Origin of the sequence: Pollutimonas bauzanensis, assembly GCF_900129885.1 — a bacterium.
GTDB lineage: Bacteria > Pseudomonadota > Gammaproteobacteria > Burkholderiales > Burkholderiaceae_B > Pollutimonas > Pollutimonas bauzanensis.
Window position 1 is genome coordinate 156612 of the sequence record NZ_FQXE01000001.1, and the last position, 26859, is coordinate 183470.

The 26859-nt window shown below is 64.3% G+C and carries 23 protein-coding genes; 3 read left to right on the top strand and 20 right to left on the bottom strand.

The window, feature by feature from the left end; genetic code table 11:
* Window positions 1–335: 335 nt before the first annotated feature.
* Together BUB23_RS00780 and BUB23_RS00785 are read left to right on the top strand one after the other, a co-directional pair.
* Window positions 336–1304 (top strand): homoserine kinase, encoded by a 969-nt coding sequence (locus BUB23_RS00780; protein ID WP_073101044.1) that lies wholly within the window; start codon window positions 336–338, stop codon window positions 1302–1304.
* 92 nt (window positions 1305–1396) lie between these two features.
* A complete protein-coding gene (locus tag BUB23_RS00785; RefSeq protein WP_073101604.1) occupies window positions 1397–2200 on the top strand; it encodes a BPSS1780 family membrane protein in 804 nt (267 codons plus the stop codon).
* On the opposite strand, the gene BUB23_RS00790 is transcribed toward BUB23_RS00785, so the two are convergent.
* From BUB23_RS00790 to BUB23_RS00885, 20 genes are all read right to left on the bottom strand, one after another.
* On the bottom strand, window positions 2148–2492 hold the full coding sequence (locus BUB23_RS00790) for a DUF192 domain-containing protein (protein WP_178372242.1): 345 nt from the start codon (window positions 2490–2492) through the stop codon (window positions 2148–2150). The genes BUB23_RS00785 and BUB23_RS00790 overlap by 53 nt on opposite strands.
* Window positions 2489–3358 carry a type II secretion system F family protein gene (locus tag BUB23_RS00795; RefSeq protein ID WP_073101048.1) on the bottom strand — a complete coding sequence of 290 codons (870 nt, stop codon included), beginning with the start codon at window positions 3356–3358 and terminating at the stop codon, window positions 2489–2491. The genes BUB23_RS00790 and BUB23_RS00795 overlap by 4 nt, the downstream gene beginning before the upstream one ends.
* A gap of 10 nt (window positions 3359–3368) precedes the next feature.
* A complete protein-coding gene (locus BUB23_RS00800; RefSeq protein WP_073101050.1) occupies window positions 3369–4214 on the bottom strand; it encodes a type II secretion system F family protein in 846 nt (281 codons plus the stop codon).
* Between the two features lie 18 nt (window positions 4215–4232).
* Window positions 4233–6068, bottom strand: a complete 1836-nt coding sequence (locus BUB23_RS00805) for a TadA family conjugal transfer-associated ATPase (protein WP_084135611.1) — start codon at window positions 6066–6068, stop codon at window positions 4233–4235.
* 3 nt (window positions 6069–6071) lie between these two features.
* Window positions 6072–7514 (bottom strand): type II and III secretion system protein family protein, encoded by a 1443-nt coding sequence (locus BUB23_RS00810; protein ID WP_073101605.1) that lies wholly within the window; start codon window positions 7512–7514, stop codon window positions 6072–6074.
* Window positions 7514–8506 (bottom strand): Flp pilus assembly protein CpaB, encoded by a 993-nt coding sequence (gene cpaB / locus BUB23_RS00815; protein ID WP_084135612.1) that lies wholly within the window; start codon window positions 8504–8506, stop codon window positions 7514–7516. Before cpaB ends, BUB23_RS00810 begins: the two co-directional genes overlap by 1 nt.
* 10 nt (window positions 8507–8516) lie before the next feature.
* The gene (locus tag BUB23_RS00820; RefSeq protein ID WP_073101052.1) at window positions 8517–8969 is read right to left on the bottom strand and encodes a hypothetical protein; all 453 of its coding nucleotides are present in this window, start codon (window positions 8967–8969) and stop codon (window positions 8517–8519) included.
* Entirely contained in the window at window positions 8966–9769 is an 804-nt protein-coding gene (locus tag BUB23_RS00825) for a hypothetical protein (RefSeq protein ID WP_073101054.1), read from the bottom strand. The genes BUB23_RS00820 and BUB23_RS00825 overlap by 4 nt, the downstream gene beginning before the upstream one ends.
* Entirely contained in the window at window positions 9766–11106 is a 1341-nt protein-coding gene (locus tag BUB23_RS00830) for a hypothetical protein (protein WP_073101055.1), read from the bottom strand. Before BUB23_RS00830 ends, BUB23_RS00825 begins: the two co-directional genes overlap by 4 nt.
* Window positions 11107–11407: 301 nt before the next feature.
* Complete coding sequence (locus BUB23_RS00835; RefSeq protein WP_073101057.1) at window positions 11408–12634, bottom strand: PepSY-associated TM helix domain-containing protein; 1227 nt, start codon at window positions 12632–12634, stop codon at window positions 11408–11410.
* Window positions 12635–12638: 4 nt separating this feature from the next.
* Window positions 12639–14747 (bottom strand): TonB-dependent siderophore receptor, encoded by a 2109-nt coding sequence (locus BUB23_RS00840; RefSeq protein ID WP_143160833.1) that lies wholly within the window; start codon window positions 14745–14747, stop codon window positions 12639–12641.
* Between the two features lie 214 nt (window positions 14748–14961).
* Window positions 14962–15360: a DUF2946 domain-containing protein gene (locus BUB23_RS27725; RefSeq protein WP_073101061.1), complete on the bottom strand. Its 399-nt coding sequence runs from the start codon at window positions 15358–15360 to the stop codon at window positions 14962–14964.
* A 55-nt stretch (window positions 15361–15415) separates the two neighbouring features.
* Window positions 15416–16486 (bottom strand): PLP-dependent cysteine synthase family protein, encoded by a 1071-nt coding sequence (locus tag BUB23_RS00850; protein ID WP_073101063.1) that lies wholly within the window; start codon window positions 16484–16486, stop codon window positions 15416–15418.
* A gap of 101 nt (window positions 16487–16587) precedes the next feature.
* Window positions 16588–17718 carry a histidinol-phosphate transaminase gene (gene hisC, locus BUB23_RS00855; RefSeq protein WP_073101065.1) on the bottom strand — a complete coding sequence of 377 codons (1131 nt, stop codon included), beginning with the start codon at window positions 17716–17718 and terminating at the stop codon, window positions 16588–16590.
* A 25-nt stretch (window positions 17719–17743) separates the two neighbouring features.
* A complete protein-coding gene (locus BUB23_RS00860; RefSeq protein ID WP_073101066.1) occupies window positions 17744–19159 on the bottom strand; it encodes an MATE family efflux transporter in 1416 nt (471 codons plus the stop codon).
* Window positions 19153–20151, bottom strand: a complete 999-nt coding sequence (locus BUB23_RS00865) for an ornithine cyclodeaminase (RefSeq protein ID WP_073101068.1) — start codon at window positions 20149–20151, stop codon at window positions 19153–19155. The genes BUB23_RS00860 and BUB23_RS00865 overlap by 7 nt, the downstream gene beginning before the upstream one ends.
* Before the next feature lie 24 nt (window positions 20152–20175).
* A complete protein-coding gene (locus BUB23_RS00870; RefSeq protein ID WP_084135613.1) occupies window positions 20176–21579 on the bottom strand; it encodes an alanine racemase in 1404 nt (467 codons plus the stop codon).
* 43 nt (window positions 21580–21622) lie between these two features.
* Window positions 21623–23788, bottom strand: a complete 2166-nt coding sequence (locus tag BUB23_RS00875; RefSeq protein WP_178372243.1) for a TonB-dependent siderophore receptor — start codon at window positions 23786–23788, stop codon at window positions 21623–21625.
* Window positions 23789–24273: 485 nt separating this feature from the next.
* Window positions 24274–24501, bottom strand: coding sequence for a hypothetical protein (locus BUB23_RS00880; RefSeq protein WP_126708223.1), 228 nt, complete (start codon window positions 24499–24501; stop codon window positions 24274–24276).
* Between the two features lie 144 nt (window positions 24502–24645).
* Window positions 24646–25254, bottom strand: coding sequence for a LysE family translocator (locus tag BUB23_RS00885; protein WP_425439507.1), 609 nt, complete (start codon window positions 25252–25254; stop codon window positions 24646–24648).
* 116 nt (window positions 25255–25370) lie between these two features.
* Between BUB23_RS00885 and BUB23_RS00890 the strand changes: the two genes are divergently transcribed.
* Complete coding sequence (locus BUB23_RS00890; RefSeq protein WP_073101073.1) at window positions 25371–26828, top strand: aminotransferase-like domain-containing protein; 1458 nt, start codon at window positions 25371–25373, stop codon at window positions 26826–26828.
* Window positions 26829–26859: the final 31 nt, after the last annotated feature.

Sequence of the window (26859 nt, forward strand, 5' to 3'; positions counted from 1 at the left end):
TTTTCCCGGGCAGGCCGGCCGGGCCCGCCCGGCAAAGGCCGCGCCAGCGGGGCCGCGGTCTTGCGCGCCCGCTTGCGCCACAATGGGCGACGGACCCTGGCCGATCGCCCGGCAGGCGTTTCGATACACCGTGCGCACCGCCGGCCAGCGGTGTTGCGCTTACGTGACAGTGTGTGCCGCAAGAAAGGCAGCGGGCGCGGCGGCCGGCGCAAGGCGCCCGGCCGCCCATGTTTGCACGGTCGGCCGCACGAACCCTGAACCTCGACTAAAATCACTGGCCCGACCTTGCGGGCTTTTTATTCATTCACGGTTTACCCAAGCAGAGCTTTCAGCCTATGGCCGTTTTTACCCCCGTCAGCGACAACGATGCGCGCGAGCTTTTGACCCGCTATACATTGGGCGACCTCGTTTCCCTGCGCGGCATTACCGCTGGCATCGAAAACACCAATTATTTCCTGACCACGACGCAAGGCGAATATGTCTTGACCCTGTTCGAAGTCCTCACCTACGAACAATTGCCGTTCTACATAGAACTCATGCACCATCTGGCGCAGCGCCATATACCGGTGCCGCAGCCGCAGACGCTGCGCGACGGCACCCGGCTGACCCTGCTGCACGGCAAGCCCTGCGCCATCGTCACGCGCCTGTCTGGCGGCTACGAGCCGGCGCCCAGCGCGGCGCATTGCGCCCTGGCGGGCGCGACCCTGGCGCGGGCGCACCTGGCCGCCCGCGATTTCGCCATCCGGCAGCCCAATCTGCGCGGCCTGCCCTGGTGGCAGGAAACCATACCCAAGGTTCTGCCCTTCCTGAGCGGCGAACAGGCCGCGCTGATACGGCAGACGCTGGAGGAACAAACGCTGTTTGCCGCCAGCGCCGCCTACCGGTCCCTGCCGTCCGGTCCCGCCCACTGCGACCTGTTCCGCGACAACGTGCTGTTTGACGGCACCTTCGAGATGCCCCGGATGGGCGGTTTCATCGACTTTTATTTCGCCGGCTGCGATACCTGGCTGTTCGACGTGGCGGTAAGCGTGAACGACTGGTGCATCGAACGCCATACGGGCGTCTTCGAAACCAGCAAGCTGCAGGCCTGGCTGGATGCCTACGCGGCGGTGCGCTCCTTCACGGCCGAAGAAAAAGCCGCGTGGCCCACTTTGCTGCAGGCGGCCGCCCTGCGCTTCTGGGTATCGCGCCTCTATGATTTCTACCTGCCGCGGCCGGCCCAGACACTCAAGCCGCACGATCCCACGCATTTCGAACGCATTTTGCGGGAGCGCCGGAAAACCCCCGCCCTGGCTCTTCCCTGAGACTGGCGCGCGCTAACCCGCTATCATTGAACAAAGCGCATTTTTGCGCAATCACCATAGACGCGCTGCGTCGCCAGGAAGCCCGACTCATTATGCAAGCTGCCATCCTTCCCATCACATCCGGCTGGTCCTGGATACAAGATGGATTCAAGCTCTTCAAGCGCCAGCCCATGGCGATGTTTTTCTGGAGCCTGATGACAGGATTCTTCATTACTGTCAGCTACCTGATTCCGCTCTTCGGGCAAATGGCGCTCATCGCCAGCACGCCGCTGCTGACCTTCATCACGCTGAGCGCCTGCCGCAACATAGCGGGCGGCAAGCCCATGCTGCTGCCCATGTGGCTGGAGCCCCTGCGCGACAAGGATACCCGCAAGCGCCTGTTCGGGCTGGGCCTGGCCTACCTGGCCAGCTGCCTGGCCGGGGGCTTCCTGGCCACCCTGCCCTTCATGGACGGCCTGATGAGCGCCATCAACGCCGAGGGCGCCATAGACGAGAATGCGTTGATATCCGCCATGCGCGGCCCATTCATCACCTTTGCCTTGCTGTATGTGGTGATTTCGGCATTGTTCTGGCACGCGCCCGCCCTGATAGGCTGGCACCGCATCAAGATGACGCAGGCGCTGTTCTTTTCCATGGTGGCCTGCTGGCGCAATAAATGGCCGTTCCTGGCATACGGCGTCAGCTGGGCGGCCATCTTCTTCGCCATACAAACCACAGGCTCGTTTTTGACCATGCTGGGCGCGTCGCCCGGCATGGTGCAGGTCTTCCTGACGCCAGTCAATATCATCGTGGCGGCGGTTTTGTATTGCAGCTTCTATCCGGCTTATGTCAGCGTGTTCGGGGTCAATTACCCGACCGGCGGCAATGCGGGCGCGGACACAGACAGCGCGCTATAGCGGCGGCATAGCCTGGATTGGCCGCGCAATACCCGGCGGGCAGCTCGACCACCGACGCGGCGGGCAGGCAGATGGCCACGCGGCAAGGGCCCAGGCCCGCGACCAGCTTCAGCTCCCTGGACGCCGCGTCCAGGAAGACAACGTCTATGGCGTAGGCCAGGCCGAAGGTGTGGATGGCGCGGCATGGCGCCAGATGCAGGCCTGTGTGCCAAGGCAGGCAGGGCCAGGCGTGCAGGCCGAGCAAGCGGGCCCGGAAGCCGCTGGCCCTGCGCAGCGTCAATACGCCTTTCAAAACTGCGTCCCCATCAGCTTGACGGCTATCGGAAAGCCGATAATCAGAAAGGTGCAGGGGAAAATGCAGAACACCATGGGAAACAGCATTTTCACGGGAGCCTCCAGGGCAAGCTTTTCCGCCCGCAGGAAACGTTCGGCGCGCCGCTGTTCGGACTGGGAACGCAGCAAGGGCCCAAGGTTCATGCCCAGTTGATCGGCCTGCATCAATGCCGTCACCAGGCTGCGCACGGCGGCCAGGCCGGTACGAGCCGCAAGTTCGTTCAAGGCCTGCATGCGCGGCATGCCCGCGCGCATGTCCGCCAGGGCGCGGCGCAGTTCGCTGCGCAAGGGGCCCGGCGGGCCATGGGCGGCAGCCTGCTGCAAGGCCCCTTGAAGATTGAGCCCGGCCTCCACGCATAGCGTGGTCATGTCCAGCAAAAAGGGAAATTCGCGCAGCATGAGGGCCTGGCGGCGCAAGCCCAGGTCGCGCAGCCATTTCCTGGGCCACCACATCGAGGCGAGGCCGCCGGCCAGGCCCAGCGCCGCGCCCTGGAGCGGGCTCATGCCCACGGCCGCGGACCACAGCGCGAAGCCGGCCGCCGCCGCGGCGGCGAAGGCCAGGCATTGCAGGGCGACAATATGCTCGGGCAGGCAGGCCCCGGCCAGCCCTGCCACCTGAATGCGCCGCCGCAGATATTCGCGCGCGGGCCAGGAGACAAGCGGCGCGCACAGCGGCGCCAGCGCAAGCACCCAGGGCCATACCAGCTTCAAGGGAGGAGCGCCGGAATCGTCGCCCGCCTTTGGCGCGGCCAGAGGCCGCGTGAACACCCAAACCAGCGCGCATAGCGACAGCCCCGCCGCTGCGCTGCTTATCCAGAAAAACATGGCCTGGCCCTCACACCTGAATATCGACGATGCGCCGTATGAAGAATACCCCCAGCAATTCAAGGCCGGCGATGAGCGCCATCACCGTCCAGCCCGCCGGGGTCTGCCACAACACCCGCATGGAGTCCGGATCGAGCTGGGCGAGCACCACGCCCAGCACCAGGGGCAGACAGGCCATTACCCAGGCCTGCATGCGCCCTTGGGCGGTCAGGGCCCGCACGCGGCCCAGCAAATGCAAACGGGCGCGCAGCGTCGCGGCAATGCGTTCCAGGGTCTCGGCCAGGCCGCCGCCGGTCTGGGCGGCGATCTGCAGGGCGGACACGACCAGCCCCGTGCCCTCGGTGGGCATGCGCAGGTAGAGGGCGGCCAGGGCCTGTTCGAACGGCACGCCCATGCGCTGTTCGCGCAGCATCAGGCCGAATTCCTGGGCCAGGGGGATGGGCGACTGCGCCACGATATGCCGCAGGGCGCCCTGCGCGCCCGAGCCGGCGCGCAGGGCGCCCGCCAGGGCCTGAAGCAGGTCGGGCAGTTGTTCGTCGAAACGCCGCAGGCGGCGGCGCCTCAGTTGCTTGATGCTGTACTGCGGCGCAAGCAAGGCCAGCGCGCCCGCCGCCGCGGCCAGCCACAGCGGGCCCGAGGCGATGTAGACCAGGGCCGCGGCAAGGCCGCATAGCGCCAGGTTCGCAAGCCAGAGCTGGGCCGGGTCCAGGAAAAGGAAGAATTCGCCCATGCGCGCCGTTGCCTCTTTCTTGAAGGCGTTGCGATAGCGTTCATAGGCGCGGCTGGCCGATTGCTGCAGAAACCAGCTCGACACCCCCGCCAGCACGGCGATGGACAGCGCCAGCACGATTACCATGATGCGCTCCGGGCGCCATCAGGCCGGCGCGTGGCCGGCAGCCGGCGCGGCGTGCGAGGCGGCGTGCGGGGCGGCGCCCAGACCTTGCGGCGCAGCATGCGCGGCAGTGCGCCGGTCGAACCAGGCCGCCGGCAGGCGCGCCGATCCGGACTCGTCCGTGAAGGCCTCCGGCACTACCCCGCAGCCCGCGAAAACGGCTGGCGGCCCGGGCAGGTAGCGGAACAGTTCCTGGATCTGTATCCTGCCGCTTTCCATGCCCGTGACCTCGACAATGGAGGTGATCAGCCGCCGGCCGTCGCTCAGGCGCGCCTGCTGCGCGATGAAGTCTATGCTGGCCGCTATGTGCTCGCGCACCGCGGCCAGCGGAAGATCCATGCCCGCCATCAGTATCATGGTTTCCAGCCGCGCCAGCGCATCGCGCGGGCTGTTGGCGTGCAAGGTGGTCAGCGAACCCTCGTGCCCGGTATTCATGGCGGCCAGCATATCGAAAGCCTCGCCGCCGCGGCATTCGCCGATGACGATGCGATCCGGCCGCATGCGCAGCGCATTGCGCACCAGGTCGCGTATATCGATTCTGCCGCGCCCTTCGAGATTCGCCGGCCGCGCTTCCAGGGATACCAGGTGGCGGTGATTCAGGCGCAATTCGGCGGCGTCTTCTATGGTGACGATGCGCTCGCCATCGGGAATACAATTGGACAGGATGTTCAGCAGCGTGGTCTTGCCCGAGCCCGTGCCCCCCGAGACGATCAGGTTTTTCCGGTGCCGCACGCATGCCGCCAGAAAGTCCCGCATGGCCTCGTCCAGCGCGCCGGCGCGCAGCAGGTCGTCCATGGCTGGCCGGCTTTGCGGAAACTTGCGTATGGTCAGGCTGGCGCCGCGCAAGGCGACCGGCGGAATGACGGCATTGACCCGCGACCCGTCGCGCAGGCGCGCATCGACCATGGGCGAGCTTTCGTCTATCCGCCGCCCCAAAGGCGAAACAATGCGCTCGATGACGCCCAGCACGGCCTGCTCGCTGCTGAAGGCGGCGGCGTGGCGGCTCAGCCGGCCGCCGGATTCGATGAAAATCTCGTCGTGGCGATTGACCATGATTTCGGTAATGGCGTGATCCGCCAGCAAGGGCTCCAGAGGGCCCAGCCCGACCGCCTCGTTCACCACCTCCAGCAACAGCGCGGCGCGATCCGCCCCCGCCGGCACTTCGGTATCGTGGGCGATGATGTCCCGCATGGCGGCCATTGCTTCGCCGCGCAAGGCCTCGTCGCTCATGCCGGCGATGTCGCGGCGGCGCAGATCCAGCTTTTCAAGCAGCACGCCATGCAGCCGCCGGCGGTGGCCCAGCATCACCTTCAGGATGGGCGCCGCGGCATCGGCCGGCGGCATGGCCGGACCGGAGAGCGCCGCGCCAGGCGCGGCGGCCTGCGAGAGCGCCGGCCCCGCCAGGGCGGCGGCATCCGCGCCGGACGGCCCGGCGTAGCAGCCGCCGGATACCGGTGCCGGAACCGGGCCGCCAGGCAAACCGACGGATGCCGCAGCCGAAGCTGGAGCGGGCCCGGACGTGCCAGCCTGGCCTGTGTCGCGCAGATGGATGAGGCAGGGACCGATCACGATCTCGTCGCCGGCATGGAGCGGACCATGGCGGGTGACGCGCTGGCCATTGACCAGCGTGCCGCTGAGCGCGCCGAAATCTTCCAGGAACAGGCCGCCTTCGCGCTGCTCCAGGCGGGCATGGCGCCTGGCAACACGCCATGCCTTCAGGCGCAAGCCGCATTCGGCGCCGCGGCCGATTTCCAGCGGCAGCCCGGCTTGCAGGTGATCCACCCTGCCGTCCTCGAAACGCAATTCCAGTTCTAGCATGGCCTACTCCGAAAAATTGCGCTGGTTCGACCCGGCGCGCGTGAAGCTTTCCTGCGGCGGCAGGGGGCCGGATTGCTGGCCGCGCTGCGCCCATTGCGAACCCGGGCCCCAGGGATTCCAATAGGATTGCGCCGCATCGGGCAGCGCGTCAGGCAAAGCGCCGGCGGGGCGCAGCGGCACATTGATGAGTTGTTCGCCGGGAAAGGCGGCATCGACTATCGCCTGCCCTTTCTGGACGCGCCGCGTCAGGTCGGGATGGTCGGCCGTCACGACGAGCGGCGTGACGAATATCGCCAGTTCGGTTTCATTGCGCTGAAAGCGGGTGGACTTGAACAGGCGGCCCAGAATGGGGATATCGCCCAGCCCCGGCACTTTATCGGCATTGCGCGATTCGTCGCGCGAAAGAAAGCCCGCCAGCACCAGGGTCTGGCCCGAGCGCACATTGAATTCGGTGGCGGCCCGCCGCGTCTTCAGGGACGGGCCGTTGGCGACGGACATGGATGGATCGATCGAGCTGACCTCCACTTCGATGCGCGAACGCACCGCGGCATTGCGCTCGAGCTGCGGCGTTATTCTGAGCGACACTCCGTAGGGCTTGAATGCGGTATTGGTGTTGCCGTTGGCGTCGACGGTGGAATACGGCACTTCGCCGCCAGCCAGGAATTCGGCGGTGGCGCCGCTGCGCGCGAGCAACTGCGGCTGCGCCAACACGACGGCCGCGCCGGTCTGGGCCATCGCGTTGATGCGGGCCGACAACAAGGCGTTGACGCCAAAATAGCCGGCCGCGGCGGTGGCCGGAAACGCCATGGGCAGCACGGTTTCGCCGGGCCTGTCGGCCAGGCGCCCGGAACCGCCGTCCCAGGACAGCCCGGCGTTGATGCCGCCCTCGGCGGCCGGGTTCCATCGCACGCCGAGCTCCTGCAATTGCGAGCGCGGCACCTCGACCACCTGGACGTCGAGCAGCACCATGCGATCCCAGCCGACCTGGCTGGTGAAGTCCAGCAGTTGAGGATAGCGCTTGCCCAGCTCGGCGACCCGCTGGCGGTCCCGGTCGGAGAGATCCTCGCCCTCTACCATGAGCTTGTCGCCCACCACCGAGATCCTCGCCTTGGGTATGCGTTCCAGCATCCCGCGCAGTTCTTTCTGCGCCTGCCGCGCGCCTTCCGGCGCGACCTCGACCTGGTAGTGGTGGCGCTGCCCGCCGGTCGACCATATCTGCAGGGCGCTGGAGCCTTCGCGGCGGGCGAAGACGATGACTTCTTTATCATCGGCTGCGAGCGCGTTCAATATCTGGCCGTCGCCGACGGCCACGCGCGCCACGCCGGGTATGGCCAGCACCTTGACCTCGCCTGCCTGCATGCTCAGCAGGCTGTCCTGGCGGCCGGACGAGCTGGCCGGCGCCAGCAGCAGCGCCAGGGCAAGAAGGCAATAAAGGGCTTTGGGCATCATGGCTGGCCGCCTTGTCCGCGGGTCTCGTCGAATGGCTGCGCGGGGCCGGCGGGCAAACCGTAGATGGGCAATGCTTCCTCGCCATCGGCAAGCTGCCGCATCCAGGCGCTGGCCAGTTCAGGGGTATAAGGCAGGTCGAAGACCCCGCTGGCCTGGCTGGAAGAAGACGCCCGGGGCGCCAGGCCGGGCACGCTGCGCTGCGCGCTGTCGCCGTAGATGACCGGAATTTTCTTGGCGGCGGCGGGCGGCGCCGCGCTCACGCCCAGCAGGCTCGCGAGGTCGCCGCGCACGGCCTTCTGGCTCGATTCGCTATCGTGCGGATGGCGCAGCACGGCGGTGATGGCGCCCCCCTGCCGGGCGGCGACCAGCTTGACCGCGTCCTCGGGCGCGGCATCCAGCGTGACGGTGGCATAGGCGCCCTGCCGCAACTGCGCCGGATCCTGGACATGCTGGGTATTGGCGCCGGTCGCCAGCACCAATACCCCTTGCAGGAGAGGCGCGGTAATACGCCGGCGCTGGTACTCGAATGATACGTAGAGGTCTATCAGGTCGCCGGGCTGCAGCAGGCCGGAAACCGAATTGATGACATCCACAGGCATGGTGATGGCGCGCCGGCCAGGGGCCAGATGGGTGGAAAAGGCGGTTTGATGTTGCGCCATGGCATGCACCGGCAGCACCGGATCGCCAGCCCGCAATGGGGCGCGCAATACCGTGCCGTTCAATTCGGCGTAGCGTTCGGGCGGGATGCTGTCGCTCGATACGGTGGCCGCCGGCAGTGACCGCAGCGCCAGATGTTCGGCCCCCAGGCGGGTGCCGGCGGGCAGGTCATAGGCCGCCACGACCCGGTTCACCATGGGCACCCGGGCCTGGTCTTCGAGCAGTTGAACACGCCGCTGGATATGCTGCCGCGCGGCCCAGGCCGCGCACAGGCCAGCCGCGAGCGCAAGCAGCAGCATGGCCATGGACCGGTTGAACGCGGGCAGCCGCATGGCGTTCCCCTTATTCCTGGCCCGGATGCCCGGCATCCACGTGCAGCGCCGAGACATAGCCGCTGGACCCCGGCCCGGCGGATTCGATCCTGGCCAGCCAATGCCAATCGCGCTGCAGGCCCGACAATACAATGGTATCGCCAGCGGCCAGCACCCGCTGGAAGAGATCCGCATGGTTGGCAAGAGACTGCGCCGCCTGCGCGGCCGAACCGCCGGACGTGAATGGCTTTACGTAGACCAGCACGCCCGACAGGCGCAGGGCCTGGTGTTCGCCCCACTTGAACTGCCCTGCCGGCAGCGCGGCCAGGCGCGCTTCCACGGCATGGGCGCCCTGGGCGGACGTCGCGCGGCAGGCACCGCCCGCCAATGCCAGCAACAGCATGCCCGGGACGATGGCGGAAAGGCGCAACCCGCGTCTGCCAGGCAGGCCGCTGCTCGTGTTTGCCGCAAGCCGGTTCTTCATGGGGCCTCCGTTTCAATTTCAGAATGGAGATGCGGGTCCGGGACGCGCCCCGCCCAGGGCGCTAGCCAATCGAAGACCGGCGCGCTGCGATTCCAGGCGGCATCCACGCGGACCATGGCTGCCGCGACTTGCGCGCCCAGCGCATACGAAGCGTCGGCGCTCTTTCCCCACGCCAGGGCTGAGCCGGCCAACAACTGCTGCGCCGCCGCGTCGTCCGGCGCATGGCCGGCTCCGGCCAGGATGGCCGTGTGGCGGCGCAACACCAGACGCTGGCTGTCGAAATAGTTCAGGCCGGCCGATGGGGAGGCCGCGGGCCCCGGCGGCAGGCCGGGCCAGGGCGCCACCGCGACATGGCCGGCCAGTATGCCGGTATCTTCGATGCGCCAGCCTTGCCGCAGCGACTGCGCATAGGGGGCGGCTCCGCCCGCCTGAGCCTGGGCGGCCAGCGCTGCGCCGCTATCGTAGCGCAAGGCCACTTCGGCCAGCCCGTCGCCGAGCAGGCGCTGGCCGCGGCGATCGGACCACTGGTGCGCCGGGCCTGAAAAGTAATGCCGCCGCACATCCCCTTCTGTATCGGCTTGCGGATTGCGGGTAAAGGCAAAGGCGGCATACCGGCTGGCATGTGCCGCCTGGAGCGCCATGTCCTGGAGCCGCGCAAGCCAGGACAAGCCCACCCACAAAGATAGCAGCGCCATGAGCGCCACCATCCCCTCCATCAGCGCCTGGCCCAGCTGCGGCGTGGCTGCCGCCGGCCGCGGCGCCGCGGCGTGTTGCGGACGGTGGATCGAAAGAGCTGTCATGGCTGGCCCCGCGCAGCGATGCCCGGTTCCAGCTGCGCGGCCAGCCGCGCCTGCCAGTAGGGGTGGAATAAATTGGCGCTTTCAGCCCGGCCATCCGCGCGCGCCCGGGGCCGGTCGAAGAAGGTTTCTGCGGCGCTGCGCGTGCTTACCGTCAGGCCCTGCGGGCCCGGATGCCGCAAGCTTACGTCCAGGCGCAAGGCATGGCCGCCCGCGCCAGCAGCGGTATCGAAGTAGCCGGGCAAGCCTGAACCCTGCCAGCGCGGCCGGCTTGCCACCGCCCTGGAATTGGCCAGGGGGTTGTCGCGGCCCGATGCAATGTCCCAGTCGGTGGCTTCTTTTACCCAGCGCCAGAAATCCTGGTCCGAAAAATCGTCGGGAGGATTATCCACATGCGGCCCGGCCATGGCCGGCGCCGCGGCGCCGGCTATCCAGCCCCAGCCCATGGCGTACTCGCGGTAGTAGCAGCCTATCCATTTATTGGAGCGCAGCGCATGGTAGGACTGCGTGTCCGTGGACTGCCAGCGGCCGGTGGCGTCGAGTTCCGTGCCGCCGCGGCGGCGCAACTGGTGCCTTAAATGGGGGCACCTGGCCTGGACCACCCATGGGTTGTAAACGGTATGGTCGCGCGGCGACAAGAAACCGTACAACTGCGCCACACCCTGGATGAAAGGCCGCAACTGCTGCGCCGAATGGCGCTGCACATAAGCCTCCCAGTTGTCGTGTTCGATGACGAGATCGAATGCGCTGCCGGGGGGAAGGCCGGGATAATTCCGCGCAAGCACCGCCTGCATCGCCGCCAGGCGCGCCTGCGGCAGGCCCGCGACGACAGCGTCTTGCACCGTGCCGAGAACCTGCTGGACCACGTCGTCGTGAGCGGCGTAGGCGCGGGCCAGCTCGCCCTGCGAGCCGGCCCGCGCGTCAAAGCCGGCGGCCTTTTGCGCCGCCTGGTAGGCCGCGCCGTGCTGCGAACCGAACATCATGGCCAGCAGGTAGGCCGGCGGATTGCCGCTGGCCAGCTGGCGCGCTTGGGCGCCGCCCAGCGACGCCCACGACCCCAGGGTGACCAGATGCGCCATGGCCACTTGGTGCCCGACGTGGGCGCGGTTGATGTAGGCCAGCATATTCAAGGCGCGCGCCTGCGTCAGCGCCCCGCTGTAAGCCGCGGCATCGAGCGCGTGAAGCTGCCTGGCCTTGGCCGCCACCACCTGGCCGGCGCCAAAATAGCGGACGAACACCAGGACAGCGGCGCCCGCCAGCAGCATGCCGAGCACCAGAGCCTGCCCGTGCTGCGCGGCGTGACTGCCGGCCCTGCCCGAAACGGCGCGGCGCGCGGTCATTGGGCGCCAGCGTTGCCGGTGAACGATTTGAGGGTCTTGGCCGCGGTTTGGGCGGGTCGTTTTTGCACAGCGCTCTCCTGGCGGATATTCAGGATTGCAGTGTGATCCCGCAAGGGCTGGCGCACAATTCGCAAATGCCGGGGTAGGCAAAATCAGCAAGGGGCCGCCAGGCGTGTCATCCCGCAAAGTGTTCGAGCATAATAGGATAAAGCGTTGCGGTGCCGCGCGTGCTTGAGCACCGTATATTGATGCAAATTGGCGATGCTGGCGAGCGTCGCCTGGCTGTTTGCAAAGCATTGCGCTACTCACCTGCTGATCTGTTCTCAGCCATGCGTTTTCTTCGCCAGATTAATACACCGGTCATTGACAACATTGCCAGAACCACACCCAAGATCAATACGACCACGCGCAACGGCCAGCCCCATACGTCGGCCACATGCAACGCATAGAGCCAACTCGTCACCGCCTGGCCTGCACCCTCGCCAGTGGGTAGCTGCAATGCCCGCAGTCGTCCCGTGTGTGCATCAAAATACAAATCGGTGGCGCCACGGCGATGCAATACGTCCCTGCTGCCATGTGTGCGGTATAGCCACGCCTCGTCGCGCGGAATGAAGCGCAACATGATTTCGCGTTGGACGGTAAAGCCCAGCGACCGCGCCTGATAGGACATCAAGTGGCGCCCCTGCTCCAATGCCTGGCGCCAGGACAAGCCGCGCTCGGCGTCTCCCCGCTTCCCGGACGCCTGAATGATTGACACCGCCGGCGGTGTATAGCCGGTCAGCGTTAGCATCACGGGCTCGTAAACCGAAGGAAGATTGAGGAGTACGCTGGACCAGGCGAAGACCAGCAGGGCCATCCAGCACCAAAGGCTGAAGGCCCGGTGCAAGTCGAACAGGCGGCGCGTCCCCGAGGCGGGATGCTTGATGCGCCAGGCGGTCAACCAGCGTATCCACCACCCCCGAGTCGACTTCCTCCTTTGGCAGCGCGACTGCCATCCAATGGCCGGCAGTGTCAGGATCAGGCCTACGAAGCAGTCCGCCGTCCAGCCCAACGCAACCAGCCCCAACAGCACCATGCCCGGGTGCCCCAGCGCCAGCTCATAGTGCAGGCGGTAGAGGAAGGGAATCAGGTTGACCCACCCCTGCCGGATATCGCCCCAGGTGCGCCGGCCCAACTGCGCCCCGGTCCAAGGGTCAAGCAGGATGCTGTCGAAGCCGGGCGCAAAAGATGGATCCGAGTCCGGCCAGGGCCGCGTACGGATTTCCGCCTGCCGGCCGCCATAGCGCCAGGTCGCCTCCATCACCTGCACTTCGGGGGCCAGGTCCTGCGCACGCTCGGCCAATGTAGCCAAATCCAGCCTGGGCTCACCAGGCCTGACTTGCGCCAGGAACCGCGGGTTCACCCAGGCATCGAGCTCTTCATAGTAGGCCAGCACACTGCCTGTCAGGCCGACCAGTACCAGAAAAGCTGCGCTGGCCAAGCCGAACCAACGGTGTAGACGTATGCAGCATGCGCGCAGTGTCTTCATCGGCTTACAGCTCCGCTTTGAGTGTCACCATGACCGTCCTGGGCGCGGCAGGCATGTTGCTCCAGCGCGTGCGCAGGTTGTAGTAGAGCGCATCGGTCACATTGTGGATATTGAGTTGCAAAGTCGCCTTGCTCCCCAATAGAGACAAACGGTAGGCGGCCATAAGATCCAGCTGTGCATAGCCGCCGTCGCTGTAGCTGTTGGCCGTGTCCCCGTAGCGCCGGCCGGCGGCGAACACGCCGGCTCCCAGGCTCAGGCCCGGAACAGCCTGCGGCGCGTACTTGAGCCACAGACTGCCCTGGTGGCGCGCGGCATAGGGCAGCCGATTGCCGACATGGCCGCCGGTGTCTTTGGTGATCTGCGCGTCGGTATAGCTGTAGCTGCCCAGCAGACTCCATTGCGCGCTCAGTTGGCCCTGCAAGTCCAGCTCCACTCCCCTGCTGCGCGCTTCGCCAATGGCGACATTGATATTCGGATTATCCGGGTCCGGCGTGGAAATATTGCTCTTGTTCAACTGGTACAGCGCAGCGCTTCCCGTATAACGGCCATCGGCCGCCTGCCATTTGGCGCCCAGCTCGAACTGGCGCGCTTTTTCCGGTTCGCCAAGCTCGGCATTCTGGTATTGCACGCCGGGCCCGAAGGACTGGGTGTAGCTGCCGTAGAAGGTCCATTGAGGCGATGCCAGGTAGCTCAGGGCCAGTCGTGGGCTGGTGCCGGTGTCGCGCCTATGGCTGATTTCCGTGGGCGAGTAGTAGGCATAGCTCAAGTCCCGCGTCAGCCGCTCGATGCGCACGCCGGCAAGCAGCCGCCACTGCGGCGCCAGCGTGATCTGGTCTTGCAGCGACAGGCCTACGTTGCGACTGCGCTGGTCCCACACCACGCCGCGTTCTGCGGTCAGGAATGGCGCCACGTCCACCGCCGATAGGCGCGGATCGAAGTTGTACGGATCGATGGTGTCGAAATAATCGTCGGTTGCGTCAGTGTAGGACTTCACCCGGCGAGAGGACAGCCCAACCAGCCATTCATGCTCAAAACCACCGAGGCGGCTCTTGCCCTGCAGATCGAGCCAGGCCGATGTCGTGTCCACCCGCTCATTGCCGAACCAGGCGTAGCGATCACCGCCATCGTACAGATACACGTCCTGGTAGGTCTTGCGGTTGCCGGCCTTGAGCACACCGCCCGAGAGCTTGAGCGCATCGCTGAAGCGATGTTCGAAAAATACTTCGCCCAGATTGCTCTGATTCTGATCGCGCAGACCGGGCTGCCCGAAACTCAGCTTGCGCGGATAGCCGGCCAATCCTTTGCCTTCGGCCGGGGTGCCGCTGTCATAGGCGTAGCGGTCGCGCTGGTGCTCGTAAGAGAGCCGCAGCAGCGTTTGCGGCGTGATGTCCCATTCCAGCACGGGAGCGACGAAGACCCGATCATTGTCCGACAGCAGGCGAAAGTTGTGGCCGGTATCATAAGCGGCATCCAGGCGATAGCGCAGCCTGCCATCCTCGGTCAACGGTCCGCTGGCTCCGAGATCGCTGCGGTAGCTGTCATGGCTGCCTATCGACTGGGACAGGTCATAGCGCGGTGTGCTGGACGGCAGCTTGGTGACGATGTTGACGATACCGCCAGGATCGCCGGTTCCATAAAGCGCGCCGGCCGGCCCCTTGAGCACTTCGATCTGATCGACATTGGCCAGGTCAAAGCGCGAGAGCGGGATGAGCTGACCGTTGCGGTAGTTTGCCACGCTCTGCTCGAACCCGCGGATCACGAAGCGTTCGTAGCCGCCGCCGAAGGCGTAAACCGACTGGACGCCGCTGACATTCTTCAATACATCCCCCAAGCGTGTGGCCTGCTGTTCCTGGATTTCCCGTTTATCGATTACCTGGATGGCCGTGGGTGTCTCTTGCAGAGGGGTTTCTGTCTTGGTTGCGGTTTGGCTTTGCGACGGGCTGGCTGACGCCCCCTCAACAACGAGGGCCGGTAATGTAGTGATAGCCCTATCGTGCGCCGGATTGTCTCGTAGCGAACTGTCTTGCGCCTGAACTGTCAAGGGAGATGCCGCCAGGAAGACGGCGCAAATGGCCGTTGCCAGCGGCCCAATGCAATGTGCTCTTTGAATCATGCTGTCCTCATCGACAATGCGGCATGAGAAGCGCCCTATGCCGCCTCCATGCAATAAAAGTGTGCAACATGGCAGCAGGAACTGGCGCCGGGCCCGCGTCCGCGCACTTCGATGCCATAGAAGACATCAACAACGTATGGTTAGGGGCGCCGGGTTCGGGTGTGCGCCAGATGGAGCGATGGCTCGCTCACCTGTGCCATGTCGATGGACGGGGTCAGGAATGCGTTGGAGGGCCGCGAGGCTGAGCGGCTCGCCACACAGATGATGTGCGTGGCGCGATGAAGAACAGGCGGGGATACGATTGCTGTGATTGCGGCTCCAATGCCACATAGGGTTGAGTGGGAGGCGATATCCACGGCGCGCCATGACTGCAGCACCACGGGCAGTGGTGCGAGAAATGGTCCGGCTGATCGGACGACGCCGGCAAGTGTTCGTTCGCGTCGGAAACAAATATCTTGACCAGCCCTGTGCTGCCGCACAGTCCATGCCACTCTCCCTGCGCCGCCGAACGCTGAGCATGGGAAAACGACGATGCAAGGGGCCCCAGCAGGATAGCGAAGCACGCGATCCATGCCGCAAAATACTTGTAGAAGCAAAACCTTGCTTGGCTCATCAGCGCATATTACCTTGGAATGTTACGCAACATTCCATCACCGAGGACAATACTCTTAGGCAGTATGATACGGCGCAACGGGTTGCGGTTCGTGGGGCCTTATCCCGCGGCGCGCCGCTGGCAGCAGCAGGCCATTTAGTTCCTGGATGATCCGCTCACTGAATAGGCCGTTTGCCCCCATCCACTCATCATTGAAGATCGTATTCAGGTACTTCTCGCCGCCATCGCATACCAATACCACGATGGTGATCTGGGGAGTGGTCAGATGCGCTTGTTGCAAGGCCTTGTAGATCACGCCACCGGCTGACCCACCCACCAGGACGGCATGGTGGCGGGCGAGATAGCGGGCGGTCTCGAATGCGGCCGAGTCGCTGACCTTGAGTCCCTGATCAATGAGGTCATAGTCGATCAACATGCCGATTTCCGCCCCGGCGGGTGTGCCGGTTCCGGATTGGTGGTATGGCGCACCGTCGCCACCGAAGATCACCGAACCCTCCGGCTCGATACCGACGATGCGCAGATCCGGAAGATGAGCCTTGAGCGCCCGGCCAGTGCCGCACAACGAGCCGCCAGTGCCCACGGCGCCGAACAGGAAATGGATGTCATCGCCAAGTGCTTGCCTTAGCTCTTCGGCCAGCCCACGATAGCCATTTGCATTGCCGGGGTTGTTATGCTGCTGAGTCCAGTAGGCGCCATGCTCGCGAGCGAGCCGGGCGGCGGTTGCATCGCGATCTGCCGTGGCCAGCCCTCCCTCGGGATCACCCACCGTGAGCAGTTCGGCGCCATACGCTTGCATGCCGCGCAGCTTGTCAACGCTCGAATGGTGGTCAACTACCGCTGTAAACCGGTAACCCCGCTCGGCGGCAATCAACGCCAGCCCCAAGCCGGTGTTGCCCGAGGTGGACTCGACGATCCAGCCACCGGGCGCGAGCAGGCCCTGCGCCTCAGCCTCATCGATCATCTGTCGGGCCATTCTGATCTTGGCAGTGCCAGTCGGATTGAACTGCTCCAGTTTCAATAATACCCGGCCAGAGCCCGCTGCCATCGGTAGTTCGAGCAGCGGTGCCCCTCCAATCAGATCAGAAATGCGGACTTTGATCGGGGAATGAGACGAGATCGGATGCATGACAACCTCCTAAAAGATTCCGAAATCATATGGACAGGAGCGGCTTCTTTCGGTCTCGAATTTGACGCTGGACATTATTGGGACCTTAAGCATCGCGTGGTCTATACCCTGTTCTGGACACGGATCAGTTCCTGCAAAAATACGTCGTTGTCGGCGGGTAGTGCGAGCGAGACGCGGATATAAGTGTCATAGCCCGGCTCGCGCCATGCCTTGACGATGACGCCTGCGCGCAGCAGTTGCCGCATGACGTATATGGCATCCATCCCGGTATCGATAAACAGGAAGTTCGTATGCGAAGGTGCTACGCGAAAACCCGCTACGCGTAGCGCCTGAGTGAGTCTGGCCCGCTCTTGGCTGATCAAGCTCACGCTTTTCTCCAGGTGTGCCACATCGTCCAGTGCCGCAAGCGCCGCCTCCTGGGCTAGTTGGTTGACGTTATAGGGCGTGCGCACGCGATGCAGAGCTTCGATCAGGTTGGCATGCGAGGCAATGGCATAGCCCACCCGCAGACCGGCGAGGCCGTAGGCCTTGGAAAACGTCCGCAGTACGATCCACGGACGGTTGACGTGGCGTAGCAGGTCAAGTGCATCGGCATACGCCGGGTCCAGTCGCGCATATTCGTAATAAGCTTCGTCGACCACCAGTAAAGCGTTTTCGGAGGTGTACGCGATTAGCGCTTGCAGTTCTTCGCGGCTAAACACCGTCCCAACCGGATTGGACGGCTGGCAGACAAACACCAGCTTTACCGGGCCCTCCAGCGCCTGGCGCCAACGTGACGCATCGAAACCGAACGTTTCGGTCAGCGGCACCTTGTGTACGCCCGCGCCCATCATCAACGGGAATATCTCATGCAGGCCGAAGCACGGAGTCTGGGCGACCACGGTTTCACCTTTGCCCAGGAACGCCTGGCATAGCAACTCCAGGATATTCTCCGAACCGTTGCCGAGGACGACGCGCCTATGTTCAACGCCGTGGCGCTCGGCAAGCACGCGGCACAACTCTTTCCCGGCTGGATCGGGATAGCGCCCCATCCCCTGGTCCAGCCGCCGCTGGATGGCCTGAGCGGCCACTGGCGAAAGGCCGTACGGGTTCTCATTGTTAGAGAGCTTAATGACGCGCGGCGGCTTGAACTCGCGCGACACGGTTTCTGAATCGGCACCCGGATCATAGGCTGGCAAGCCATGAATTTCGGGACGCAGCAAGGACTGCACCGTTTCAGAATATTCGTTCATATCGATTCTCTCCGGTCCGCCGGCCTTACAGCGGATTGGCTGCAGGCGTGACATATTCCGCCTGCCGCGCCAAGCATCCTACGCGCTTGCGAAACGAGGCCAACAGCAAGGTGGCTGTAGCGGCCAGGCCTATCGTCTGGCCAATCCACACTCCGTAGATGCCATAGCCGAGCGTGACGCCCAACAGATAGGCGCAAGGCAGTCCAACCAGCCAGTAGCCGAGCAGCGAAATCCTGAACGGTCCTGCCGTGTCGCCGGTGCCGCGCAGGATGCCGTTGCCTATGTTCTGACTGGCATCGAAGATTTGCAGCACTATGGCAATCAGTAGGCCGGAGGCAGCCAGCGCCAGCGTGGTGGCATTGGCTCGATGGTCGGCCGAAATGAATAGCGCCACGATCGCATCAGGCACCAGCACATAGGGCACGGCAACCGCGAGCATGGCCGCGACGCCCAAGGCCAAACCCAAGAAGCCAAGCCGCCGAGCGCGCGCATAGTCAGCGACACCGCAAGCCTCGCTGATATGGATGGAGGCCGCATGGGAGATGCCCGCCGAGATCATGAATACGATGTAGATGATCTGATTGAGTACCGTTTGCGCGGCCAGGGCTTCCCTGCCCAGCGTGCCGATCAGCAGCGTCAGCACGCTGAAGAAGCCCGCTTCGGACGCATAGGTTCCGGCTATTGGCAGCCCCAGCCGCCAGACCGCTTTGATGGCATCGGGCGACCAGCGCAGTCCTGGCCAGGCGACATGCGGTGCCAGGATACGGTTATTGAGAACCACAGCCAGGAACATCAGAAAGGACAATAGGAAGACGATGCTTGTGGTCAATGCCACGCCCTGGAGCCCCAGGGCCGGCAATCCGAATTGCCCAAACACCAAGCCGTAGTTCAACCCCGCCGTCAGCACGATGCAAATGAGCGTGATCACCAACAACGGCCCGGGATACTTGAGCCCCACCGTGAAATGCCGCAGTGTCTGGAACCACAGGCACGGCAGCAGGCCCGGCGCGGCGATCAATAGGAAGCGGGTGGCCATGGCCGCCACTTGGGCATCCTGCCCCAGCCACACCAGTGGACGCTCAAGCAGCAGCAAGGCGATGGCGAACATGACGCCACATACGGTGGCCCAGAAGAACCCTGCCACCAGCAGATCGCGGACACGCTGATGTTCGCCACGTGCGTGCGCTTCGGCCACAAGGTTGCTTAAGCCGGTCACCAGACCCGTCCCAGTAGTACGCAATTGGTTGAACAGCGCAATCGCCAAGCCGCCGGCGGCGAGTTCCAGCGTGCCGAGTCGACCCAGCACCACAATGTCGATGGTGGTCAGCGCCACATGCGCGAAATTGGTCAGGATCAACGGTAAGGCCAGCAACAGGATGGCCAGCACGTCGCCACGCCACCAGCGCGACCGTGGCGTGCCCGTCTCGGCTTTGGTCACCATAGCTTGACCCTCAAGCCACGGCCCTTGGCTAGCGCCAGGTCGGCCAAATAGCGGCCCAACGCCACATCGGTCACCACCATGCCGCTGTTGTAGGCGAAGACCACATCGCGCGCATCGCGGCGGGCGGGGGCTTGGCCCAACAGAATATCCGGCAGTTCGGCATCCACTGCCGGAATGCCGCCGTCAGGCGCGGCCAGATCGCTGCAGGTAACTTTCATCTGCGCAATGTCCGTGGCGATGCGATAGTCGGCACCGTGCAGCACATCGGCATCCACACCATAGCCCAGCAGTACAGCGACCGCGCCCGGCTTGAGCCAGGCATGGCGCACCTGCTGACGGGCCGAGAGGCCGGATGCCCCGATCACAATGTCCGACCGCACGGCGGCGCGCTCAAGGTCCTCTACGATCTCGACGTCACGTTCGGGATACAAGCGCCGGACTTCTGCGCGCACGGCGCGCAGCCCCTCATCGTAATGGCCAAAGACCTGCAAATGGTCCAGCTTCGGCAAGGCCGCTACCAGCATCGGCAGCGCGATCTGCCCCTGTACGCCAGTGCCCACGACCAGAGCGCTGCGCGCATCCGGGCACGCTGCGCGCGCCATCAATGCCGAAGTGGCCGATGTGCGCAACGGCCCGAGCTTAACGACATCCATCAGCGCAATCGGCGCGCCCGTGGCGTCATCGCACAGGAAGATGAAGGAGTGAAAACGGTAGCCGCCCCGGCTGCGCTGTGGGTCGAATTCGTAGACCACCTTGAAGCCGACAGTATCGCTGGCGCCGTCGCGGCCCACCATCGAGTAGCCGATCGAGCGCTGGTCGCGAGGCTGGACGATGGTCTTGAGCGGGTTCTGCGAGTCGCCATTGCGCAAAGCGATAAACGCCCGTTCGACGACCTGGATGACTTGCGCGTAGCTGATCCCCAGGTCTTCAAGTTCGGCCTGGGCCAGGAGCCAAAGCTCACCGCGGGCTGCGTAATGCCGGGACTGCTCCATAGTCAACACCCCTTTTTCACATAATCAGATATCGTCCAACCGCCACCGCGGTCTTGTGTCGTCATCGTGAAGGTCCAGGACCACCTTCAAGGGCAGGCGGGCCTCATGAAATCGCGATTCGTTCGAATCCATCTGATAGCCGGCGGTATTCAGGTACACCAGCGAGTCGCCTGCCCGGATGGCGCGCGGGAAGCCAAGCTTGCGCCAGGTCAGCAGGTCGCCTTCCAGGCAGGTGGAGCCGGCAATGCAGGCAAGAAACGGTCGCTCGGGCGATGGATCAGTGCCCAACAGCACTGGGTCGGGCAGATACTCGCTGTTGAACCACTGCTCGGACAGGCTCAGGCTGCTGCCCTGCACGGTCACGATGGCGTAGCCGTCGCTCGCATGGCGGTCCTTGACGGCCTGAACGCGAAATACTGTGAATCCGGCCTGATCCAGCAAGGCGCGGCCTGGTTCGACGATGATCCCGATGCCATGCCGCCTGGCCTTGGATGCCAAGGTCTCTTTCGCATCGACCAGTTCATGCAAGATGTCGCCCAATGCCTGGGGTCCAGCCCGCAACGCTCCATAGGGATAGAATCCCCCGAACCTCTTTCCCGCGTGGTAGTGGCTAGGCTCATCCTGGTCTGTAAACGATTTCCAGCATGCTGGATCGACATACTGAACCGCCAGGCCGCCGCCGAGATCTACGTGGCGGCAGTGCGCCAAGCCGCGTGAGCGCGCTTCGAGGCAATGATCGATCATTTGGCTGGCCGCTTGGGCGCGTTCTTCAGTGCTATAACCACCGAGGTGGAAAGAAAAGCCTTGCAGCCGGATGGCCTCGCTGTGCGACAGGCACACGCCAATGGCGGCTTCGCGTTCCGCAGGGTTCAACCCAAAGCGGCTGTTGGCTTGACTGGCGAGGCGGCAACGCAACAGGATGCGCCCGCTACTGCCGATACGATGAGCCAGGCAAGCCATACGTTCCAGCTCGTGCAGTGAATCGATGGCAACCAGGCAGCGGTGCTGCAGCGAGAGAGCGAGCAGCGCATCGTCCTTTTCCGGTCCCGAAACGCCAATCGCCTCACCCACTATCCCGGCGGCCAGCGCCTTGGCAAGCTCACCTGTGCTGGCCACATCTGCGCCGATACCCATCAGGGCCGCGGCCCGGGCGAAGCAATCCGCCTTGTTGGCCTTCTTGGCAAACAGCACGGCGCCATCCAGGTCGTGTTGGTTGAACACCTCGCGAAACTGGTCGACGTTCTGTCTGAACACTTGCGGCAAAACAAAGTGCAGCGGCGACCCGAGGCCGTCCGTCAGCTCGCTCAGGATTGCGCTGTGCGCTTGTAGGAGACGGGCAGTGATCTGATGCAGATGCGCGGTCAGTGGAAACGAAACCGCCGCTGGTACGCTAGCAAGCGAGGCCGAATAATGTGTGTTGCTGTCCATATCCGCCTCCCCCGTTTCCCGCGATCATGACTGGCGCCGGCGGTTAGAACTGCATGCGCGCCGAGAGAAAAACCTCCCGGCCGCGCCCGACTTCCAGACCACCGCTGTAGTAGACACCCGCGTAGTAGTATTTGTCCGTGAGGTTCTTTGCGTGGAGCCTGAAGGTGGTCGGAGTGCCGCCGACCTTGGTCTCGTAGCTCACACCGGCATCCCACAGCGTATAGCCGGGAATGAAACCGCTGTTTTGCGCATCCACCGGCCGGCTGCCGACGTAGTTGATCATGGTGTCCACTGACAGGCCCGGTGCTGAAGCGAGGGCATAGCGCGCGCCGAGCGCTCCCTTCCAGCGCGGCACGCCCTCGCTGCGCTTGCCCAGCGAGGTGGTGTCGGTCACATCTTCCAACTCGGTGTCCAGGTAGGCGACATTGCCCAGCATGGTCAGGCCATGGGTGATGCGGGCGGTGGCGTTGACTTCGATGCCGCGATGGTGGAAGCGCCCGTTGCTGACGTAGTCATTGGCGGTGTCGAGGTAGCTGGCATCGCGCTTGATGTCGAACAGCGCCACGCCCACGTTGACGTTTTGGTTGACGTCCGCCTTTAGGCCGATTTCGTACTGCTCGGACTCGATGGCATCCGTCGGCTGGTTCGCGTTGTTGGCGTTGTAGGGCGCGTAGTCGCCTTTCTCGAACCCACGCGAATAGCTGACATAGGTCATCACGCTTTCGGTTGGCCGGTAGATCAGCGCACCGGTAGGCACGAACACGTTCTTGTCCTGTGGCAGCGCCGTCGCGGACAGGTTTTGCGCCTTGTACCAAATATAGCGACCACCCAGCAGCACCTGAAATTGGTCGCTTAGACTGATCAAATCACTGGCGAAGACCGAGCTCTCCTTGATGCTGGAGCGAAATTCAATGTCCTGCTCTGGGCCAAAGTCCCAGTGCGGCGGCTGCGCCGGATGGCGGATGTTGCCCACCGAGATGTCGCCCACGCTGATGCCCCCCGTGCTTTCCACGAAGTCCCAGTACGGGCTTTTGTCGCGGAACTGGCGGTACGAGGCGCCCACGAAGAGGTCGTGATAGAGCTTGCCCGTCGCGAACTTGCCGGCCAGGTAGGATTGCAAAGACCAAGTGGTGAACACCTCGCCGCGCGACTGGTACAGGTCGGCGTAACCGATGTCGCCGTTGGGCTGGATGTCGAACAGATCGACGTAGCCGCCGTGGCGTTCGACCTGCGAGTAATTGGCCTGAGTGATCGAGGCCCAGTTGTCGTTGAGGGTGTAATCGAACTTGGCTTCCAGGTTGTACGCCTCGGTCTTGTGGCGATACCACGACGGCGAAAGCGCATCGCGCCGATCTACCTTGGGCGGCAACACATAGCTGGAAGGGTCCAGCGAGTTGACGCGGCCGCTCTGGTCGGCGCGCAGCAATGGATCCGACATGGCGCTTTTCCAGGCCCAGTCAGCATTCAATTGCAGCAGCGCGCGATCACTGAAGCGCACATCCGTGGCCAGCCCAACGAACTTGCGTTCCAGGTCCCCCATGTGGTCGAAGTCGCCGACCTTTTCGTAGCCGGCATTCAGGCGATAGCCCACCGCCCCATCGGCGAGAGACGAACTGGTATCGACCGCCGCGTAGCGGCCTTGCAGCGACGAGCCTTGGAGGGACACATTGGTGAATGGGTCGCGGGTGGGCCGCTTGGGAATGTAGTTGATGGTGCCGCCAGGCGAGTTGAAACCGTACAGAAAACCAGACGGCCCCTTGAGCACGTCCACGCGCTCGACCAGTTCCAGCGGTACATCGTAGTGCGGTGCGAGGGCCAGGCCATCGCGGCGGATGGTATTGAAGTTGTCCATCGCAAAGCCACGCAGGCGGAAGTTGTCGAAGCCGCCACCATAAGACGAACTGAGCACCGAGGGATCAATCACAAGTACGTCGCGCACTGTACGGGGCGACGTCTCAGCCAGAATCTGCGGGCCGTAGCTCTGGATAGCGAGCGGCACTTCCATTGTGTCCTTGGCGCCAAACGCGCCGGCATTGACCTCGAATGCCTTGTTCAAAGGAGCTGCAGTGACAGTCACGGTCCCCAATTCCGTCACCGGACCCTGCGGCTCGGATTGTGCAAGCGCAAATGCCCCTTTGAAACCGGCCACGATTAAAGTCGCTAGTAAAGCTCTTTTGAACACGGTCCGGGCTGCCTTGCGGATGCGCATACCACTACCTCTGTCATCTGGGGCTAACGAGCGGACGGTGCGGAACATGATAGGAACGAAAGGCTGCCCCAACCCTGTCTACTCTTAAATTTATTAGAATGTTATAACATAACAATAAATTGGGCAATAAAAAATGCATGGACCTTGTAGTATGGAATTTGATTCATCTCCATCCCAGCTAATACATATATTGATCGACAGCACTGACTCCCGGTACTTGACATTATGGTAGATGCCGTTGCTAAAGCGGGCGACCACCACCGCCGCCAGCAACACCGGACCCAGGGTATCCTGCGCGACCCACAGCACGCCGCAAGCAACGACTGCGAGCAGGCCGACTTCGAAACTCCGGTTTCTCCAGAGGCATGCGGCGCAGTTGCGCCCGCAGGCGCGTCCGCAAGTCGTGAGTGGCCTGCGCCATGTGCCCGCGGCAGTCGAAGCCTTGCGCGCGCCAGCGCAATGCGGTGGCCAAAAGCGGCGCGCGGTCATTGGGCGCCGGCGTTGCCGGTGAACGATTTGAGGGTCTTGGCCGCGGTTTGGGCGGCGGCGGCTTCGGCGGCGGTCTGCGCCATGCGCGATTGCTCGGAGCCGTCCTCGCCGGCCAGTTCCTTGGCCATGGCGGCGGTCTGCGAGCGCACGACCTGGCCAAACAATTGATACACGGCAATCGCGGCCACGGCCACGAGCGCCACCACGATGATGTATTCGGTCATGCCCTGGCCGCGTTGCCCGGCGGGTCGTTTTTGCACGGTGCTCTCCTGGCGGATATTCAGGATTGCAGTGTGATCGCGCGAGGGCCTGCGCACAATTCGCAAATGCCGGGGTAGGCAAAATCAGCAAGGGGCCCGCCCGGCGCATCACCCCGCGAAGTATTCGAGCACGATAGGGTAAAGCGAGGTGACCAGCAGCAGCGCCATGCCGATATTGAAGCGCTGCACCGACCTGGGCTGGCGCAGCAGCCGGCGCAAAGCGCTGCCGAACAGCGTCCATACGCTGATGCTTGGGAAGTTGACCATGGACAGCACCAGGGTCGCCACGATCAGGTTCCGGAAGAACCCTTCCTGCGGCGTATAGGTGGCGACAATGCCGACCGCCATGATCCACGCCTTGGGATTGACCCACTGGAAGGCGGCCGCCTCCAGGAAGGTGAAAGGCTTGCTGCGCGCCGCGGCGCCGTCCACGCCGCCCGCCCGCGCGATGCGCCAGGCCAGATAGAGCAGATAGGCCGCCCCCGCATACTTCAGGGCCGTATACAGCATGGGCATGGCCTCGAACACCGTGCCCAGGCCCGCGCCCACCAGCAAGAGCATGAGCGCCACCCCGGCGCTGATACCCAGCATGTGGGGCAGTGTGCGGCGATAACCGAAAGTGGCCCCGGATGCGGTCAGCATCACATTGTTGGGGCCCGGGGTGATGGAGCTGACAAAGGCAAACAGGGCCAGGGACAGCAGTACGGTCAGGGTCATGGACGTTTCCGCGAAGTGGACAGAATGGCTACCAGGCATCATGCTACCCTGCGCGCCCAATACAGTACCGGTACAATTATCCAGTTCAATATAAAAACTGGCCTGGTCGGTTTACCATGACACATCCCTCCTTTGCATCCACCTGGGCGCCGCTGCGGCAGTCGGGCGTATCGCTCGCCGATCAGTTGAGCGAGCATTTCAGCCAGCGTATCCGCAATCATGGCCTGCGCGCAGGCATGCGCCTGCCGTCGGTGCGGGCAATGGCCGAGGAAGCCGGACTCAGCCGCTTTACCGTGGTGCAGGCCTACGATCGCCTGGTCGCGCAGGGGCTGGTCCAGTCGCGGCGCGGCGCGGGCTTTTATGTCTGCCCGCCCGCCGCTGTCGCCGCCCCGCCCGCCGCCGCTGCCGGCGCGCTGGCTCCCGGCGCCGCGTTCGACACGCCTTTCCTGCTGCGCAGCATGTTCCGCGAAGGGGCCCCGCCCGACATGCCGGGCGGGGCGGGCCTGCTGCCGCCCGCCTGGCTGGATCACGGAATGGTTTCGGCGGCGGTGCGTTCGGTGGGCCGCAGCGTCGGCCGCAGCCTGTTGAGCTACGGCGTGCCGCAAGGCTTCAGGGCGCTGCGCCAGCAGATCGCCTCGGTCTTGCAGGCGCAGGATGTTCCCGCGCACCCCGACCATCATCTGATGACGGTGTCGGGCGTCACCCATGGCCTCGATCTTATCGTGCGTTCAGTCGTCCAGCCGGGCGACACGGTGCTGGTGGAAGATCCCGGATGGTTCCTGATTTTCGGACGGCTGGCGGCGCTGGGCGCGCGGGTGGTGGGCGTGCCGCGCCTGGCCGATGGCCCGGATGTGCAGGCCCTGGCGCGACTGGCCGAAACGCATCGCCCCAAGCTGTTCATCGTGAATACCGCGGTCCATAATCCCACCGGCCATACCTTGTCGGCCGGCATCGCCTACGAGGTTCTGCGCATTGCCGAGCGGCACGATTTCCTGCTGGTCGAAGACGATACTTATGCCGATTTCCATCCGGGCGCGCCGGTGCGCCTGGCCGCGCTGGACCGCCTGAACCGGGTATTGCTGGTGGGCGGGTATTCCAAGACGCTGGCCGCCAGCCTGCGCGTCGCTTATGTGGCGGGCGCCCCGGCCCTGATAGAGAAGCTGGTGGATGTCAAGCTGCTGGGCGGACTCACGACGCCGGAGCTGGGCGAACAGGTGGTCTGCCGCATACTGGTCGAAGGGCAATACCGGCGCCATGTCGAGCGGCTGCGAGCGCGCGTCGATCAGGCGCGCGACCAATGCCTCAAGACCCTGCAGGCGATGGGTTGCTCGATTGCGCATGAATCCCATGCCGGCATGTTCGTGTGGGTGGACTGCGGCGTCGATACCGAAGCCCTCGCGCGCCAAGCGGCTGCGCAGGGTGTCCTGTTTGCGCCCGGCGTGCTGTTTTCGCCACGCCAGGCGCCCTCCTCCCATCTTCGGGTGGCGGTGTCCATGGTGGACAACCGGCATGGCTGGGAGGTGCTGGAAAACCTGCTGCGGCAGGAGCGGAAAAATCGCCGTTTGAAATCATAGCGGGTCGGGCGTATCCTCTTCCCGGAACGTC

What these genes read in the sequence shown, in the direction of transcription:
- BUB23_RS00780 (WP_073101044.1), top strand. Translation starts at nt 336, where the DNA reads ATGGCCGTTTTTACCCCCGTCAGCGACAACGATGCGCGCGAGCTTTTG.
- BUB23_RS00785 (WP_073101604.1), top strand. Translation starts at nt 1,397, where the DNA reads ATGCAAGCTGCCATCCTTCCCATCACATCCGGCTGGTCCTGGATACAA.
- BUB23_RS00795 (WP_073101048.1), bottom strand. Translation starts at nt 3,358, where the DNA reads ATGTTTTTCTGGATAAGCAGCGCAGCGGCGGGGCTGTCGCTATGCGCG.
- BUB23_RS00800 (WP_073101050.1), bottom strand. Translation starts at nt 4,214, where the DNA reads ATGGTAATCGTGCTGGCGCTGTCCATCGCCGTGCTGGCGGGGGTGTCG.
- BUB23_RS00805 (WP_084135611.1), bottom strand. Translation starts at nt 6,068, where the DNA reads ATGCTAGAACTGGAATTGCGTTTCGAGGACGGCAGGGTGGATCACCTG.
- BUB23_RS00810 (WP_073101605.1), bottom strand. Translation starts at nt 7,514, where the DNA reads ATGCCCAAAGCCCTTTATTGCCTTCTTGCCCTGGCGCTGCTGCTGGCG.
- cpaB (WP_084135612.1), bottom strand. Translation starts at nt 8,506, where the DNA reads ATGCGGCTGCCCGCGTTCAACCGGTCCATGGCCATGCTGCTGCTTGCG.
- BUB23_RS00820 (WP_073101052.1), bottom strand. Translation starts at nt 8,969, where the DNA reads ATGAAGAACCGGCTTGCGGCAAACACGAGCAGCGGCCTGCCTGGCAGA.
- BUB23_RS00825 (WP_073101054.1), bottom strand. Translation starts at nt 9,769, where the DNA reads ATGACAGCTCTTTCGATCCACCGTCCGCAACACGCCGCGGCGCCGCGG.
- BUB23_RS00830 (WP_073101055.1), bottom strand. Translation starts at nt 11,106, where the DNA reads ATGACCGCGCGCCGCGCCGTTTCGGGCAGGGCCGGCAGTCACGCCGCG.
- BUB23_RS00835 (WP_073101057.1), bottom strand. Translation starts at nt 12,634, where the DNA reads ATGAAGACACTGCGCGCATGCTGCATACGTCTACACCGTTGGTTCGGC.
- BUB23_RS00840 (WP_143160833.1), bottom strand. Translation starts at nt 14,747, where the DNA reads ATGATTCAAAGAGCACATTGCATTGGGCCGCTGGCAACGGCCATTTGC.
- BUB23_RS27725 (WP_073101061.1), bottom strand. Translation starts at nt 15,360, where the DNA reads ATGAGCCAAGCAAGGTTTTGCTTCTACAAGTATTTTGCGGCATGGATC.
- BUB23_RS00850 (WP_073101063.1), bottom strand. Translation starts at nt 16,486, where the DNA reads ATGCATCCGATCTCGTCTCATTCCCCGATCAAAGTCCGCATTTCTGAT.
- hisC (WP_073101065.1), bottom strand. Translation starts at nt 17,718, where the DNA reads ATGAACGAATATTCTGAAACGGTGCAGTCCTTGCTGCGTCCCGAAATT.
- BUB23_RS00860 (WP_073101066.1), bottom strand. Translation starts at nt 19,159, where the DNA reads ATGGTGACCAAAGCCGAGACGGGCACGCCACGGTCGCGCTGGTGGCGT.
- BUB23_RS00865 (WP_073101068.1), bottom strand. Translation starts at nt 20,151, where the DNA reads ATGGAGCAGTCCCGGCATTACGCAGCCCGCGGTGAGCTTTGGCTCCTG.
- BUB23_RS00870 (WP_084135613.1), bottom strand. Translation starts at nt 21,579, where the DNA reads ATGGACAGCAACACACATTATTCGGCCTCGCTTGCTAGCGTACCAGCG.
- BUB23_RS00875 (WP_178372243.1), bottom strand. Translation starts at nt 23,788, where the DNA reads ATGCGCATCCGCAAGGCAGCCCGGACCGTGTTCAAAAGAGCTTTACTA.
- BUB23_RS00880 (WP_126708223.1), bottom strand. Translation starts at nt 24,501, where the DNA reads ATGACCGAATACATCATCGTGGTGGCGCTCGTGGCCGTGGCCGCGATT.
- BUB23_RS00885 (WP_425439507.1), bottom strand. Translation starts at nt 25,254, where the DNA reads ATGACCCTGACCGTACTGCTGTCCCTGGCCCTGTTTGCCTTTGTCAGC.
- BUB23_RS00890 (WP_073101073.1), top strand. Translation starts at nt 25,371, where the DNA reads ATGACACATCCCTCCTTTGCATCCACCTGGGCGCCGCTGCGGCAGTCG.